The sequence below is a fragment of the Fructilactobacillus sp. YLN 2412 genome (genome assembly GCF_059488745.1).
The window spans coordinates 79,341-95,204 of the sequence record NZ_CM183165.1; the positions used below are offsets into that span (position 1 = coordinate 79,341).

Annotated in this window: 9 protein-coding genes and 1 pseudogene; 9 read left to right on the forward strand and 1 reads right to left on the reverse strand. The window is 35.8% G+C overall.

All coding sequences use genetic code 11. The features are described from left to right. Positions 1-35 precede the first annotated feature (35 nt). From AC0GLR_RS00365 to AC0GLR_RS00405, 9 genes and pseudogenes are all read left to right on the forward strand, one after another. Complete coding sequence (locus AC0GLR_RS00365) at positions 36-125, forward strand: hypothetical protein (RefSeq protein ID WP_495604854.1); 90 nt, start codon at positions 36-38, stop codon at positions 123-125. 837 nt (positions 126-962) lie between these two features. Continuing rightward, positions 963-3,308 carry an accessory Sec system translocase SecA2 gene (gene secA2, locus AC0GLR_RS00370; RefSeq protein WP_495604855.1) on the forward strand — a complete coding sequence of 782 codons (2,346 nt, stop codon included), beginning with the start codon at positions 963-965 and terminating at the stop codon, positions 3,306-3,308. 23 nt (positions 3,309-3,331) lie between these two features. Continuing rightward, positions 3,332-4,570, forward strand: coding sequence for a preprotein translocase subunit SecY (locus AC0GLR_RS00375; RefSeq protein ID WP_495604856.1), 1,239 nt, complete (start codon positions 3,332-3,334; stop codon positions 4,568-4,570). Between the two features lie 12 nt (positions 4,571-4,582). Further along, a complete protein-coding gene (asp1, locus tag AC0GLR_RS00380) occupies positions 4,583-6,184 on the forward strand; it encodes an accessory Sec system protein Asp1 (protein ID WP_495604857.1) in 1,602 nt (533 codons plus the stop codon). Further along, positions 6,177-7,778: an accessory Sec system protein Asp2 gene (gene asp2, locus AC0GLR_RS00385; protein ID WP_495604858.1), complete on the forward strand. Its 1,602-nt coding sequence runs from the start codon at positions 6,177-6,179 to the stop codon at positions 7,776-7,778. The genes asp1 and asp2 overlap by 8 nt, the downstream gene beginning before the upstream one ends. Next, positions 7,779-8,549: an accessory Sec system protein Asp3 gene (locus AC0GLR_RS00390; RefSeq protein WP_495604859.1), complete on the forward strand. Its 771-nt coding sequence runs from the start codon at positions 7,779-7,781 to the stop codon at positions 8,547-8,549. An 8-nt stretch (positions 8,550-8,557) separates the two neighbouring features. Then, complete coding sequence (locus AC0GLR_RS00395; RefSeq protein WP_495604860.1) at positions 8,558-10,018, forward strand: glycosyltransferase; 1,461 nt, start codon at positions 8,558-8,560, stop codon at positions 10,016-10,018. Then, positions 9,996-10,850, forward strand: a complete 855-nt coding sequence (locus AC0GLR_RS00400) for a hypothetical protein (protein WP_495604861.1) — start codon at positions 9,996-9,998, stop codon at positions 10,848-10,850. The genes AC0GLR_RS00395 and AC0GLR_RS00400 overlap by 23 nt, the downstream gene beginning before the upstream one ends. A gap of 130 nt (positions 10,851-10,980) precedes the next feature. Then, positions 10,981-12,678: pseudogene (locus AC0GLR_RS00405) on the forward strand (lectin-like domain-containing protein); the annotation flags it as partial. A 104-nt stretch (positions 12,679-12,782) separates the two neighbouring features. On the opposite strand, the gene AC0GLR_RS00410 reads toward AC0GLR_RS00405, so the two are convergent. Next, a complete protein-coding gene (locus tag AC0GLR_RS00410) occupies positions 12,783-15,851 on the reverse strand; it encodes a hypothetical protein (RefSeq protein WP_495604862.1) in 3,069 nt (1,022 codons plus the stop codon). Positions 15,852-15,864 lie beyond the last annotated feature (13 nt).

Below are 15,864 nucleotides of genomic sequence, written 5' to 3' on the forward strand. Positions count from 1 at the left end.
GAATCTTTAATAGTGAAAATAAAATTCACTACAAAATGTATAAATTAGTCAAACGTTGGTTATTTGGTGTTATCGTCATATCCACATTTACAAATGGAATTATTGGATTCTTTGGTAGTAATTAATTCAGAAAAAGAAGATATAAAATATCTGAATGAATTATATTTACATTAAGAGACTTGAAAAAATAATCTATAAATAAAAAAGCAGTTAGTAATGTGAAATCTTAATGTTGGACACGTTATTAAATTTTCTAGGAAGCAAGTTTTCGATATTGAATCGGAGATTTGCCTCCTAGTTTTGTTTTTATTCGAAATTATATTTAATTTTGGACATAGTAAAAAACCTTTAAGTCAGATTTATCATCCAATACTTAAGGTTTTTTATACAAATTATAATTTTGAGAATATATGAATATCGTGATGATGCTAAATTAGACAATTAATTTCGTGCTTAATGCAAAAAAATAATTGTCTAATTAAAAGTGTTGAATACAATTTCAGTGGTTAAAGTAATTAATTACAAGTTCATTTTATTATTTTGTATAAAAAATATTTATAATTTTATTCTATAAAATTGATGATTATGACTGCTGTGACAGCAGTTTGGTGGGTCATAAGAGAGGAATAATATTTATTTACATCACAAATATTGATGATACAATAATATAAAGGGCTTGATTATAATTTTTTTAATCACTATTAATTGTTAATTATCGCGGGGAGGAGCATTATTCCAATTAAAATAATTGCAATTAAACCAATAGTAATTTTTAAAATTATATCTCTAATGTTTGTTTCTTCAGGTTTTGGATGTTGTTTATCTAATTTGTTGAAGCGTTTTTCTAAATCGTTATCAAGTAATTTTTTGTTTTTTTTCATAATAATTTTATTATATATCTTATAAAAATAATAATCAATTAATAGTATTGACTTAAAAAGGTGGTGATTTTTATCAGCTTATTGCAAAAACAAAAATATCGACGAACAGTTAAAAAGATTCAATCGTTGGCTCCCAAGTATCATCAAATGAATGACGAGGAATTACAACAACAAACTCAACAATTGCGTAAAGAAGTTCGTTGTAAGTCCAAAAAATTAAAAAGTATTATGCCTCAAGCATATGCAGTTGTATGTGAAGCTTGTGAGCGTGTTTTAGGGATGCGTCCCTTTCCGGTTCAGATACTAGGAGCTGTTGCCATGGAAGATGGTAATATTGTTGAAATGAAGACTGGTGAAGGGAAAACGTTGACTGCTACGATGCCAATGTATCTTCATGGATTATTAGGCTCTGGGAATTTTTTGATTACTGCCAATGAGTATTTAGCTTCTCGAGATGCTAAAGATATGGGGAAGGTATATCGTTGGCTGGGTCTAACGGTTGCCAGTGCAGTACCAGAACTTGGCAGCAAGCCAGAAGATCGTGATTTAGATGAAATTTATGGTTCTGATATTGTTTATACCACTAATAGTACTTTGGGATTTGACTATTTATTCGATAACCTTGCCAAGTCGATTAGCGATCAGCATTTACGTGATTTGAATTTTGCATTGATTGATGAAGCAGATTCTGTGCTGTTAGATACTGCCCAGACACCACTAATTATTTCTGGAGTGCCACGTGTTCAGTCAAATTATTACCAAACTGCTGATCAGGTGGTGAGATTATTAAAAAAAGACACTGATTATGAAACCAGTGACGACTTAAAAAATGCTTGGTTTACTCCAAGTGGAATTGTAAAGATGGAACAATATTTGGATGTTGATAATTTACTTTCTAAAGAGTGGAAAGATCTTTATCGACATTTGGTTTTAGCTTTAAGGGCTAATTATATTCAAAATCGAGACCAAAATTATATTGTGAAAGATGATGAAATAGTTTTAATTGACGCAGAAAACGGACGTGAGCTCCCAGGAATGAAAATGCAGGCGGGAATGCACCAAGCTTTAGAAGCTAAGGAACAACTGCCAACTTCAGTTGAGCAACGAACCATGGCAACTATTACTTATCAAAATTTATTTCGCATGTTTCACCAATTAGCTGGAATGACAGGAACGGCTGCTACTGATAAAAAGGAATTTTTGGAAGTTTATAATTTATCAGTTTTTAAAGTTCCAACTAACAAACCTAATATTCGAAAAGATTTACCCGATCACCTATTTATTGGGAATCGAGCCAAATTAATGGCAACTTTAGATGTTGTTAAAAAAGCTCATGAACAGGGACGTCCTGTTTTGGTTGAAACTGGATCATTAGAACTATCAGTTCTTTATTCTAATTTATTATTAAAAGAACGAATTCCTCATAGTTTGTTGAATGCCAGAAGCGAGGTTAAAGAAGCTGACATTATTAAACATGCTGGGGAACTTGGTGCTGTAACTGTAGCAACTTCAATGGCTGGTCGAGGAACAGATATTCAAATTGATAAGGAAGTCGAAAATTTGGGTGGACTTTTAGTTTTAGGAACCGAACGAATGCAGAACCGCAGAATTGATAATCAATTACGAGGAAGGGCTGGGCGACAAGGATCTCCTGGTGAGAGTGTTTTCTATGTTTCACTAGAAGATAAAGTCGTCACAGAAAATGCTTCTAAACACGTTCGTAAGTTTGCATATCGAAACGCTGACAATGAAAAGCAGGAATTAAATAATAAGGGACGTTTTCGTAATGCCATTGATGCTTCTCAAAAGAATCTGACTAACCAAGAACGTAACGCTAGATTTGATACGTTGCAATATGGAGAAATTTCTCGTTTACAGCGTGATAGTGTTTATCGAGAGCGAAACTTAATTATGCAATCTCAAAATTTAGCTCCAGTGGTTGAGCTTTGTTTTAAAAAGGTAGCACATCAGTTTGTTTATGAAAAAGAGGAATTGCCTAATCCTGATAGTTCTCTTTTAGAGTTTATTTATCAAAATATTGATTCTGAATTTCATGCAGATCAAGATTTAAACAGTTTGTCTGATAAAGAAAAAGAAAGATTATTACTTCAGGTAATGCATGATCGTTTAAAAATAATGCATAAAAAATTACCACATGCAGATCAATGGTTATATTTTGAAAGACTTGCAATTTTACGGTCTGTTGATCAGGGATGGGTTGATCAAGTTGATCAACTTGATATGTTAATGCGGGTTACTAAGAGTCGTTCAATTGCACAGGTTAATCCTATTTTTGAGTTTCAAAAAGAAGCACAAAAGTCGTATCAAAAAATGCGTGATGCAATTAATCTGCAAGTAGTGAAAAATATCACTAATTCTGATGTAATTCCCCAAGATGATGGAACTGTTGATATTGAATTTCCATAAAGAAAAGGAAGTTACTAATTAAAATGAAATTTTTGCGAACACATACATTACTATCACGAACACTTTGGATGTTATTTTTCTTAACCATTCTTTTGTTAGGACAAGCAGTTACATTGCCTGGAATTGATCCAACGGTTGCTCATGTAGCTTTAGAGAAACAAACCTATTTACAATTTTTAGGAGTAGCAGTAGGTGGACAATTAAGTGTTCCGACCCTTTTCTCTCTTGGATTGGGCCCATATATGACTGGGTTAATCGTTTGGCAGGCGTTGACATCATTAGATTTAGAGTCAATTAATCGTATGTCAATAAATCAGGCAGGGTATATTCAAAAATTCATTACTTTGATTATTGCGTTTTTGCAAGGATATCCAGTGTTGCAGTATGTTCAGCCAGCTCTCAAACCGATTTATATTGGGAACACTCAGGTACCAACTTCAATAATTAGTTTTGGTGCTGTTTTAATATTAGTCGCAGGATCCATGTTTACAGTCTTTTTAGGTAATCTAAACAATGACAAAGGGTTGGGCGGTATTTCGATGATGATCTTGCCAGGAGTACTAATGGGCTTGCCAAAAACTTTACAAGTTGGGTGGGGTTCATTTAATTACAAGCTAACCCCAATTAATTTAATAGTTGCTGGGATTGTGACACTTCTAGTTATTATAATTTTAGTTATGTTGTTGCAAATCGAACTTCGCATTCCATTACAGAAGCCATTAATGGAAGGAAGTGGTAGTAAATCTTATCTTCCGTTAAAACTATTGATTGCTGGGGCAATGCCATTTATGTTTTCATCTACTTTATTCATGTTACCTAGAAACTTAGTTCAAGGTAACTATGATTTTAGTCAAACAGGATTAGGAAAGTTTATTTTGCTTATGACAAATCAGCAAACAGGGTTAGGAATTGTTAATTATGGAATTATTATCATGTTGTTAACCTATGCATTCGGCTTTATTACCGTACAGCCATTACGACTGACTAAGCAAATGAAAGAAAACAATGAATACATTTTTGGGATTTTCTCAGGTTCAGATACTAGTAAATATCTGTTGGATCGTTTTTTCATAATGGCAACTTTTGGAGGATTATGTTTTGTAATTATGGCAGCGATTCCTTTAATAATTGGATTGAAATATCCAGGGATTGCTAATTACACTCTTTACATCGGGAGTATAGCTATTCTGGTTACTTTAATTCAAGTTTTGTGGGATCAGATTCGTGCTCTTTACAGTAAGAATCATTATCGTATTTTTTAAGGAGGGAAGTAATTGAGCTTAATCATTCCAAACTTTAAAGATTGCCAGAATAAAGCACTGGTTGATTTACCAGAAGTGGTTTTGGCACACATGTTACAAAGTGATAATGAACAAAATGTTCAATTAGTTTTTTTACAACAGTCTTATACCTTGAATCGGGATTTGCAGGCGACAGGATTACAAAATGTTCCTTATTGGAATGCGTTTGATGATATACAACAAGTAAAGGATCGAAACGGATTACCACTTACTATTTATGACTTTTCGCTTTCAAATGGTATGGAGCCGATTTTCAACAATAGTAATAATAAATTATGGTTATATCAAAATAACAAGTTAAAAATGGAAGTACAACTTCATAATCAAATTGAAATTGAACAAGTGATTCACTTTTTAGATGATGGTTATATACGAATTGATAACTATGATGATCGTGGTTTTCTTAGTACATCCAAATGGTGTACGCATGAAAAAAAACTTATCAAAATGAAATGGTTTACTCCATTTCATGAAGCAGTAGCAGAAATAAATGCTAAAAATAAGGTAACAATTAATCCTGATTTTCGAAAATTTTTCAAAAAAGACAGCTATGTTGACGTTAATCAATTAGTAGCAGAAATTTATAGCAGACGCTTCAAACGTCCCTCAGTGGCAATTGCGGCATTTCGTTCGGGAGCTGATCTGCAAAATCAATTTTACTTAAAGCTCCCTGCTGTTCGTAAAATTGCTTTATTAGATCAAGATGTTTCATTAGCTAAAGTTAGAGATAGAGTTTCATCTAATCAAAAAGTAAAATGGGTTTTTCCTAGTCAAATTTTGGAGAAACAATTTACAAAAAATGAAACTAATCAGCATAAAAAACTTGATACTACTGCAATCGAACCTTATCCGACTGATTTTAATTTGGGTGCTAGCAATGAATTTGAAGCTCAAATTGTTTATTGGCAGTTTAAGCAGCAGTCTAACGAAACGATTGAAAAAAGTTTGATGAATATCCTTCCTATGGTTTTAAAAAATGAAAAAACAATTTTATTGATGGATGCACCAACAGTGCAACAAGATTTAATTAAATCTTTAGCAAAACAGTGGATTAAAAGTATCACAACCGTTGATCCTGATGGTAGTGATTATCAAAGATATTTTGAGATTGGGAAGCCACAATTATTTAGTACAGAAGCTGAATGGATAGATTATCTAGATGAACATTTAGAAGATGAGCCAGAAGTGCTGGATAATGAACAAATTCATCAATTTTATCGTGTTGGTAATTTTCTTTCTAGGATTAAGTTTGTAACTGAGAAGGACGACATCAATGAAATTTTCAGTAAAATTCGACTTTTTATTGATCAGAGTGTTCAAGCAGATTTGCGTAAACAAATTTTAGCAATTTCAACAGGAGTTCCAATTATCAGTTTTGCTGTAACTGATTTAGTTAAACAAGGTGGTAATGGATTTCAAGAAACCACTAGTACTCAACTGCTTGAACAGGTTAATTATTTTTTACAGAATTTACATCATTGGAATCAAGGATTGGTTGATAGCGTTAGTTTAATAGAAGAATATGAACCAGATAAACTATTAAAGCGCTGGAAGGTGGTGATGATGGATGGCTAAACCAAAGATTATAACCCCAGTAATTCAGTTTGGTGATCGGGATTGGACGACTTATTCTGACTATTTAAGTGATGATTTTCAATACTATCAATCAGATCAGCCAGATCTTCATCAACAATTTGTGACGGATAAACCGTTATTTAAAACGAACGGAAAGTTAAATCCGGCATATCGAAATGCTGTGTTTATTCTAGACGAAGGATTTCCTTGGTTCGACGATTTAGATATTTTAAAAAAATTACCAGCTAATGAGTTATTAGTTAATTCAACTGTAAAGTTAAGCGATGAAAGTAAACATATTTTAGAGCTTAAAGGAGCATTTTTCTTTGATTCCAACATCAAACCACAACAATTGATGAGTGACATTCAACATTATTTTTACTATGACCCAGATGGTTATCGATTAGATGCACGTGGATGGCACATTAATAAAAAGTCAGTTAAATCAATATCGCAGCGTGGAGATATCTACCACGAATTAGAGCTAAATCCAAGTGATGATTGGGAACTATTGATGACTCCTAATGATTCTACTTATATTCCTGAAAAGATGGGCGATAAGATATCCCTTGATTATCAAGAAGGCTCACAAAGTAGAATTGGAATAAAAATCAATCAAATTGATGCTCAGACTCATGAATTAATTCAATCCGTTTTTTTACAAGGTAAACAACTCCAAAAAAGTTTTGCAATTTCTAGCGATGAAAAATCAACTTTTTTTCAAGTTTTAATTTATGGAAAAGGTCGCGGAACTGTTAAAGTTGGAAATCTTCACATTCGTCGTTCTCGTGGACCATATGGTGAAATGATGCCAAATGATCAAGTGATTTCAGATGAAAAGCTACAGGGTAATGTTGGTATTTATTTTGACGCTGGCGACTTAAAGCCACCACTTAATGTTTACTTTGCTGGATATAGAACTAAAGAGGGTTATGAAGGTCGACGGATGATGCAGAATTTTGGGGCACCATTTCTATTAATTTCTGATTGGCGTTTGGAAGGTGGAGCTTTTTATCTTGGCGATGAAGCATTTGAAAAGCAAATTGTTCAGGCTATCAAAGACACTTTAAAAAAATTACATTTTAAAGATAATGATTTAATCTTATCTGGGATGTCAATGGGAACATTTGGTGCTTTGTATTATGGTGCCAAACTAAATCCTAGTGGAATCGTAGTTGGAAAGCCATTAACAGAAGTAGGGACAATTGCTCAAAATGGACGAGTTAAACGTCCAAATGATTTTCGCACTAGTGAAGATATGCAGCTTTATTTTGAAAACGATTTGTCTGAAAATTCGAGTCAAAAATTAGATCAGCGATTTTGGAAGAATTTAGAAAATGGTTCATTAAGTCAGACTACGTTAGCAATCGCCTATATGTTTCAAGATGACTATAATCGTGATGCTTATCAAGGAATCCGTAAACGTTTTGAGATTTTAAATCCAACTGGAAAGCTGTTAGCAAAAGGATTTGAGGGTCGACATAATGATCAAACTGGCCAGGTTGTTGCGTGGTTTCAGCGTCACTATTGGCATCTGCTGGAACAATATGGTCGAAAACGCCCTCCCAAGAAAAAGAAGAGGAAGAAAAAATAAATGGAAACAATGTACATTTTGCATTGGGACTCAGATGATACCAATACTGATACTTATGGTGCACAGGTTAATTATCAAAATAATGGCACGGTTCAGTATCAAAATGAACTTCAGCCAGCTGGGAAAAAAATTCATTGGTGGGAAACACATTATTATGGTGATCCTGATCCACTTAATGAAACTCGTTATGGAAGCAAAAGACTACCACAGTTACCTAGGAATCAAGTGTTTTCGCTAGTTTTTAGTGGGTCAGCAGCGCCTGAAAATTCAGTTGGTCTAACTGTAATGAGTTTTGATGAAAGTGGACAGCTGTTAAACCAAAAGATGACTTTGGAATCGAAACTTGATTTTCGGTTGGATGATGAAGAAAAAGAATATGAAGTATCGCTGGTAAAATTCAATAACACTAAACTCCTTTTTCGAGGATTATTAATGATTCCCGAATCTATGTTGAAAAATTATCAGATTCAGTCCCATTTAGAGCAGGGGTTTATTGATTTTATTCCACGAGCCACATCTAAAGCAGGAACTGGTGAAATCATGGTGCGTAATTTTCATCGAGTAATAGATGCCATTGAACTCCCAGAGACAAATTTAGATGTTCCTGTTCGATTAGTTTTGATTAATGACAGTTGGGATTCAAAACAGCTGCAATATGTTGGTAATGATTTTCAAAAACAATTTCAACAGAAACGAGTTAATTGGAAGGCCAATGATTTAAAGGCTCAAAATCTAATTAATTCTGTAGATATGAAGTTGAAAGGAAAGTAGAGGTTTTTATGAATTTTTTCGTTAATCAGGCAATGGGCATCGGTAATTCCGGTGTGGAGCATGCCGAATTTTATCGAGCTCGACGTTTTAAACAAGAAAGTATCCCGTATAGATTTTTATTTTTAAATTTAGTTCCCGAATTACATCGGGCAATGGATCGCTGGGGATTGAAAGATAATGAGGTTTTAAATCTCTGGGAATATCTCGTTTTGGGCGGAGATTATTTAAAGACCGGACTTGCTAAACGGATTAAACCTAGCAGCGGGACCACAGTGGTTGATTCTACGAATACTAACCGGAAACGTGAATTTGTCACTGATTCCGGCATGAGAGTTGTCCAGCATTTTTATAAAGGACCAGACAAACAGCATCCTGATAATAAGGTTTTACAAGTTGGTATTTCTCGAGTTGAATTATTTAGGTCATCAACCGGAGAACGAAAAGTGATGTATGAAATTGAAAATGATGCTCATCGCGGTGCAAATGTCGTTAACATTCATCTTTTTGATGAAAATGGACAACATATGTTTTTCCGTAACTTGCATGGATTACATCGTTATTTCTTTGAACAAGTTGATAAAGCATACGGTGGTAACAGTAATTTTATTATTGATCGAGGCGAGTTTGCAGATGATGTTTTGATGCGGGATCGAATTCCTAACTCAAAGATTATTTACATAGTGCATGCTGATCAATTGTCCAATCGGGATGATAAAAAGTATCCATTATGGAACGACCATTATGAATTCTTATTGGAAGATTTACATAAGGCCGATAAAGTCATTACTGCAACTAAATTACAACGTCAGGATATGCTGGTTGATGATCCAACTGCCGATGATATTGTAACTGCTATCCCTGTTGGCGGTGTACGAGATGGTATTGCTAAGCAGAAGAATCGTAATCCACACAAACCATTCCGCTTTATTACGGCATCACGTCTAGCAGCTGAAAAACATATTGATATTGCAATTAAAGCCATTGCAAATCTTCATGATCAAGGTATTGAAGTTATGTTTGATATTTATGGTCAAGGAGAAGAACAAAACAAGTTGGAACAAACCATTAAAAATGTTCATGCAGGGAATTATATTCATCTCAAGGGACTTTCCAATGATTTAGAGCATGTTTACCCTGAATATGATGCATTTGTTTCAACTTCATTTTCAGAAGGATTTGGGCTGACTTATATTGAAGCTTTGAATTCTGGATTGCCAGTTATTACCTTTAATGCTCGTTTTGGAGCCCAAGAATTAGTTCATGATGGTGTAAATGGTTATCTTGCAGATTTACATCGTGGTGATGATAAATATAATGTAAAACAAATTGAATCTGCCATGAACAAATTGTTGTCTGGTAATTATCATAGGATACAGAGCTCTACTGCTAAATCAGTAGCTGATTTCCAGGATCATATTATCGCTAAGAAATGGAGGATGCTGTTGGATGGATTACGTACTAGTAAATAACGTTGTTTCCGATAATCAATGGAAAAAAATCAAGTCTGAGTTTAAAGACGATAAAACCCCAAATGTTATTTCATTGGTTTCCGCACCAAAAATTGGGGCATATTTTGGTGAAGCCAATATCAATGGTTATAACGTTTTGGATCATTTGACTCATCGGAAATATCATTTTGGAAAATATCGGTTTTTTAACGATGTCCCAGTTCCATCTTGGGCAAAGATTTTTGTAAATCGGGATGGTAGTATTTCAATCTTAGACCGTGGAGAAGAGATTGGGAAAGAATATTTGTATCCGAATACTAGACGAGCAGTCCAAGATGTTCGTTATACCAATGAAGATGGCAGTTTGGATTATATTGAAGAATATGCTTTCGATGGAACATTATTTAGTAATCTTTTCTATGCTGAAAACGAGATGTTGGAAATGGTTTTTTATGATCAAAAACAACGACCCGTTGTTCGCTATTACCTTTATGAGGGGGTGATTAATTACATTACGGTTGAGGATCCAAAAACACAAGAAGTTATCGAACATTACGATAATTTGCCAGACTTTTACAATGATCAGGTTAAGCGTATCGTAACTGATCAAGATACAGTGATTATTTATTATATGGGAGTTGAGCTTACTGCTTTGCGTGGAACAAAATCTCATAATATTTTACGTTTAAGTGAAAGCCCATTAGATGATAATCAAAAAGTAAGAGCTAATCTTGTAAATATATTGTATGACCGTATATCTACTATTCAAACGGTACAAGTTACACAGGCTTATTATGATATTTTGAAAAGGAAGCATATGCCCCTTGAAAAAGTAGAATTAATTAGTATTTAAGTTATTTTGCTTGTTGAGGGAGATAACTGACAGTAGATGATATATATAACAAAGGAGGGATTCCATGAGTAGATTTAATGAAAAAAGGCGTGAAACACTTTTTGAAAACAATAAAAAAGTTCGTTTTCGAATGTATAAAGCCGGTAAGCAATGGCTTGTTTCTGGAACAGCAACTGTAACAGGTATTGTAGCCAGTTTATTTTTAGGTGCTCCAACTACCTTAGCTGATGCCACGCAACAAATTGCAAAACAAGCAGAGAATCAAAATGACTTATTGGTGAACAAACAACAAGAAACGATTCCTGCCACCTCTGAATCAACTAGTTCCCAATCTACTAGTAATCAATCTAATAGCATTGATTCACATTCATCTTCTGATGAAGATAATGGTGCTACATCTAAGAGCACTTCAACCTCACAATCAGAAAATGATAATACACAAAGTACTAGTAAATCAGATAACGGTTCACAAAAAGATAATAACGCTAAAGTAAATAACTTTGCCAAAGCAAACCAGGACAGTCAGTCACTTAGCAACACTGACAAGAATGCATCAAACAGTAAATCAGTTACTGACAATGCAGCAAGTCAAAGCGACGATAAATCTACCAAGGTAAGCCAAGACAGTCAGTCACTTAGCAATTCCAAAGCTACTGACAAAGATAATGTAACTAGCAATAAGAATATTGAAAACTTTGCAGTTGCAAGTAATAGTCAATCAGACTCAGTAAGTGCAAACCGCTTCTTTGCTGCTGGCAACGAGTCAGGCACACAAAGTGGTTCTGATTCTGACAGTAATGCTTCAACTAGCGAAAGCAGTAGTCAATTAGCAGACAGCCAATTGCAAGCATCACAACAATCGTCAATGTCTGAACAAGTACAACAAAGTCTTTCAGCACAACAATCAACTTCAATTAGTGAAGATTCACAAAACCAATTGAGAAATGCTGTTACAAACTTTGCAGCACAACCTCAACAGTTTGCTGATTCTAATGTTGATCCTAAAACCGGAGAAGCAAAAGTTAATAAGGATAATTTTTTAGATTATTTTAATCTTAACGGTGATGCTAAATATGATCCTGCTACTGGTACAATTACTATTACTAATGATGATTTTCATCAAGTTGGAAGCTTTTCATTAAAAACCGCCATCAATGTTAATCAAAGTTTTACATTAGATGGTAAAGTTTATTTTGGTGAAGGAGCAGATGGAATGGGATTTACATTCCATCCTGGGAATGTTGATGAACTTGGAGATGGTGGTAGCTCACTTGGAATTGGTGGGCTTTTAGATGCTTTTGGGTTTAAGTTGGATGGATATTACAATGGTGCAGATAAACCTGATGAACCACCTCTTGGTCCGGATGGTCAGTCAATACCATATGGAAGTATTTATGATCCATATGGTGGATTTGTAAGTACTAATTCCAAAGGGGACCCTATTCTTGATCAAAGTAGTGTTCAGTTCTTAGATAATCCATGGACTACTTTGCCATTTCGTCTTGCTTACAATGTAACAAATCGAGAAATGACGATTAAGTATAATGGTCTTACATGGAGTAAAATAGTTGATACTTCTTATAAGTCTTTAGCATTTTCAGTAAGTGCTTCTACAGGAGGCGACCTTCCTGCTGCACATAAATTTATAATTAATAGTTTTGATTATTATGAATCTGCGACTGTAAATGTTAAATATGTTGATACTCAAGGTAACAAAATTGCTGATGGGGAAGTTAGTTATCCACAAGGTGCATATAAAGGCGATCCTTATTCAACCAGTCAATTAAATATTGATGGATATACTTATGTTGGTATGGGTCAAGGGAGTTTGCCTGCTTCAGGAACATTAACTAACTGGGGTGATAATGGTGATGTTACTTACGTTTATGTAACAAACAAACATGGATCAATTTCAAACAGTACTTCAATTAGTCAATCAAGTAGTACTAGTGATTCCGAATCCACAAGTACTTCTGTAAGTGACTCAAGTAGTACTAGTGATTCCGAATCAACGAGCACTTCAATTAGTGACTCAGGTAGTAAGAGTGATTCTGAATCAACGAGCACTTCTGTAAGTGACTCAAGTAGTAAGAGCGATTCTGAATCAACGAGTACTTCAATCAGTGACTCAAGCAGTACTAGTGATTCCGAATCAACGAGCACTTCAATCAGTGACTCAAGTAGCAAGAGCGACTCTGAATCAACGAGTACTTCAATTAGTGACTCAAGTAGTAAGAGTGATTCTGAATCAACGAGCACTTCAATTAGTGACTCAAGTAGTAGGAGCGATTCCGAATCCACAAGTGCTTCAATCAGTGACTCAAGTAGCAAGAGTGATTCTGAATCAGCAAGTATTTCAATCAGTGACTCAAGCAGTAGGAGCGATTCCGAATCCGCAAGTGTTTCAATTAGTGATTCAAGCAGTAGGAGCGATTCCGAATCTACAAGTACTTCAATCAGTGACTCAAGTAGCAAGAGCGATTCTGAATCAGCAAGTATTTCAATCAGTGATTCAAGCAGTAGGAGCGATTCAGATTCTGAAAGTATTTCAATCAGTGATTCAATCAGTAAGAGCGACTCTGAATCAACGAGTACTTCCGTAAGTGGCTCAAGTAGTAAGAGTGATTCAGATTCTGAAAGTGCATCAGTTTCTGATAGTATGAGTGCTTCAAAAGAAAGATCAGAAAGTACCTCAGTATCAACTGATAGTAACTCCGCAAGCAAGTCCACATCTGCTGAATCAGATAGTGCAAGCACAAGTATCTCAGACAGTGCTTCAACTAGCGGATCGAAGTCAACATCTTCATCAAATGCAAGTGATAGTGCTTCAGCAAGTGACAGTGACAGCACTTCAACTGCGCATAGTGAAAGTGACTCAGCATCTAAGAGTGGTTCAGGAACTGACTCAGAAAGTACAAGCAAGTCAGCTTCCACGAGTGCCAGTGATTCAGATTCTGCAGCAAAGAGTACTTCCGAATCCGCAAGTACTTCCACTTCAGACCAAAGCAATACTGGTTCAGCAAGTACTTCAGCAAGTGCTTCAAGCTCAGACAGTGCTTCAATTAGTACAAGTATCAGTACCTCAACTGAAAAGAGTACCAGTGATTCTGCAAGTAAATCAGCATCAGAATCAGACAGTGCTTCCATGAGTAAGTCAAGCTCAGACCCACGGTCTGAATCAGACTCTGATAGTGAAAGTGTTTCCACGAGTGCTTCCGAGAGTAGCTCAGATAGTGAAAGTACTTCGGAAAGCTTGAGTAAATCAGCTTCAACTAGTACCAGTGATTCAGCTTCCGTAAGTAAATCAGTAAGTGATAGTGCTTCATCAGTAAGTACTTCCACTTCAACGAGTACTAGCGACTCGGAATCAACGAGTACTTCGGTAAGTGACTCAAGTAGCAAGAGCGACTCGGAATCAACGAGTACTTCGGTAAGTGGCTCAAGTAGTAAGAGTGATTCAGATTCTGAAAGTTCATCAGTTTCTGATAGTATAAGCGCTTCAAAAGAAAGATCAGAAAGTACCTCAGTATCAACTGATAGTAACTCCGCAAGTAAGTCCACATCTGCTGAATCAAATAGTGCAAGCACAAGTATCTCAGACAGTGCTTCAACTAGCGGATCGAAGTCAACATCTTCATCAAATGCAAGTGATAGTGCTTCAGCAAGTGACAGTGACAGTACTTCAACTGTGCATAGTGAGAGTGACTCAGCATCTAAGAGTGGTTCAGGAACTGACTCAGAAAGTACAAGCAAGTCAGCTTCCACGAGTGCCAGTGATTCAGATTCTGCAGCAAAGAGTACTTCCGAATCCGCAAGTACTTCCACTTCAAACCAAAGCAATACCGGTTCAGAAAGTACTTCAGCAAGTGCTTCAAGCTCAGACAGTGCTTCAATTAGTACAAGTATCAGTACCTCAACTGAAAAGAGTACCAGTGATTCTGCAAGTAAATCAGCATCAGAATCAGACAGTGCTTCCATGAGTAAGTCAAGCTCAGACCCACGGTCTGAATCAGACTCTGATAGTGAAAGTGTTTCCACGAGTGCTTCCGAGAGTACTTCAGATAGTGCAAGTACTTCGGCAAGCTTGAGTAAGTCAGCTTCCACGAGTGCCAGTGATTCAGATTCTGCAGCAAAGAGTACTTCCGAATCTGCAAGTACTTCCACTTCAACGAGTACTAGCGACTCTGAATCAACGAGTACTTCCGTAAGTGGCTCAAGTAGTAAGAGTGATTCAGATTCTGAAAGTGCATCAGTTTCTGATAGTATGAGTGCTTCAAAAGAAAGATCAGAAAGTACCTCAGTATCAACTGATAGTAACTCCACAAGTAAGTCCACATCTGCTGAATCAGATAGTGCAAGCACAAGTATTTCAGACAGTGCTTCAACTAGTGGATCGAAGTCAACATCTTCATCAAATGCAAGTGATAGTGCTTCAGCAAGTGCCAGTGACAGTACTTCAACTGTGCATAGTGAAAGTGACTCAGCATCTAAGAGTGGTTCAGGAACTGACTCAGAAAGTACAAGCAAGTCAGCTTCCACGAGTGCCAGTGATTCAGATTCTGCAGCAAAGAGTACTTCCGAATCCGCAAGTACTTCCACTTCAAACCAAAGCAATACCGGTTCAGAAAGTACTTCAGCAAGTGCTTCAAGCTCAGACAGTGCTTCAATTAGTACAAGTATCAGTACCTCAACTGAAAAGAGTACCAGTGATTCTGCAAGTAAATCAGCATCAGAATCAGACAGTGCTTCCATGAGTAAGTCAAGCTCAGACCCACGGTCTGAATCAGGCTCTGATAGTGAAAGTGCTTCCGAGAGTACTTCAGATAGTGCAAGTACTTCGGCAAGCTTGAGTAAATCAGCTTCAACTAGTACCAGTGATTCGGCTTCCGTAAGTAAATCAGTAAGTGATAGTGCTTCATCAGTAAGTACTTCCACTTCAACGAGTACTAGCGACTCGGAATCAACGAGTACTTCGGTAAGTGACTCAAGTAGCAAGAGCAACTCGGAATCAACG

Excerpts from the sequence above, each read along its gene's own strand:
- AC0GLR_RS00365 (WP_495604854.1), top strand. The coding sequence starts at position 36 with ATGTATAAATTAGTCAAACGTTGGTTATTTGGTGTTATCGTCATATCC.
- AC0GLR_RS00375 (WP_495604856.1), top strand. The coding sequence starts at position 3,332 with ATGAAATTTTTGCGAACACATACATTACTATCACGAACACTTTGGATG.
- asp2 (WP_495604858.1), top strand. The coding sequence starts at position 6,177 with ATGGCTAAACCAAAGATTATAACCCCAGTAATTCAGTTTGGTGATCGG.
- AC0GLR_RS00390 (WP_495604859.1), top strand. The coding sequence starts at position 7,779 with ATGGAAACAATGTACATTTTGCATTGGGACTCAGATGATACCAATACT.
- AC0GLR_RS00395 (WP_495604860.1), top strand. The coding sequence starts at position 8,558 with ATGAATTTTTTCGTTAATCAGGCAATGGGCATCGGTAATTCCGGTGTG.
- AC0GLR_RS00400 (WP_495604861.1), top strand. The coding sequence starts at position 9,996 with ATGGATTACGTACTAGTAAATAACGTTGTTTCCGATAATCAATGGAAA.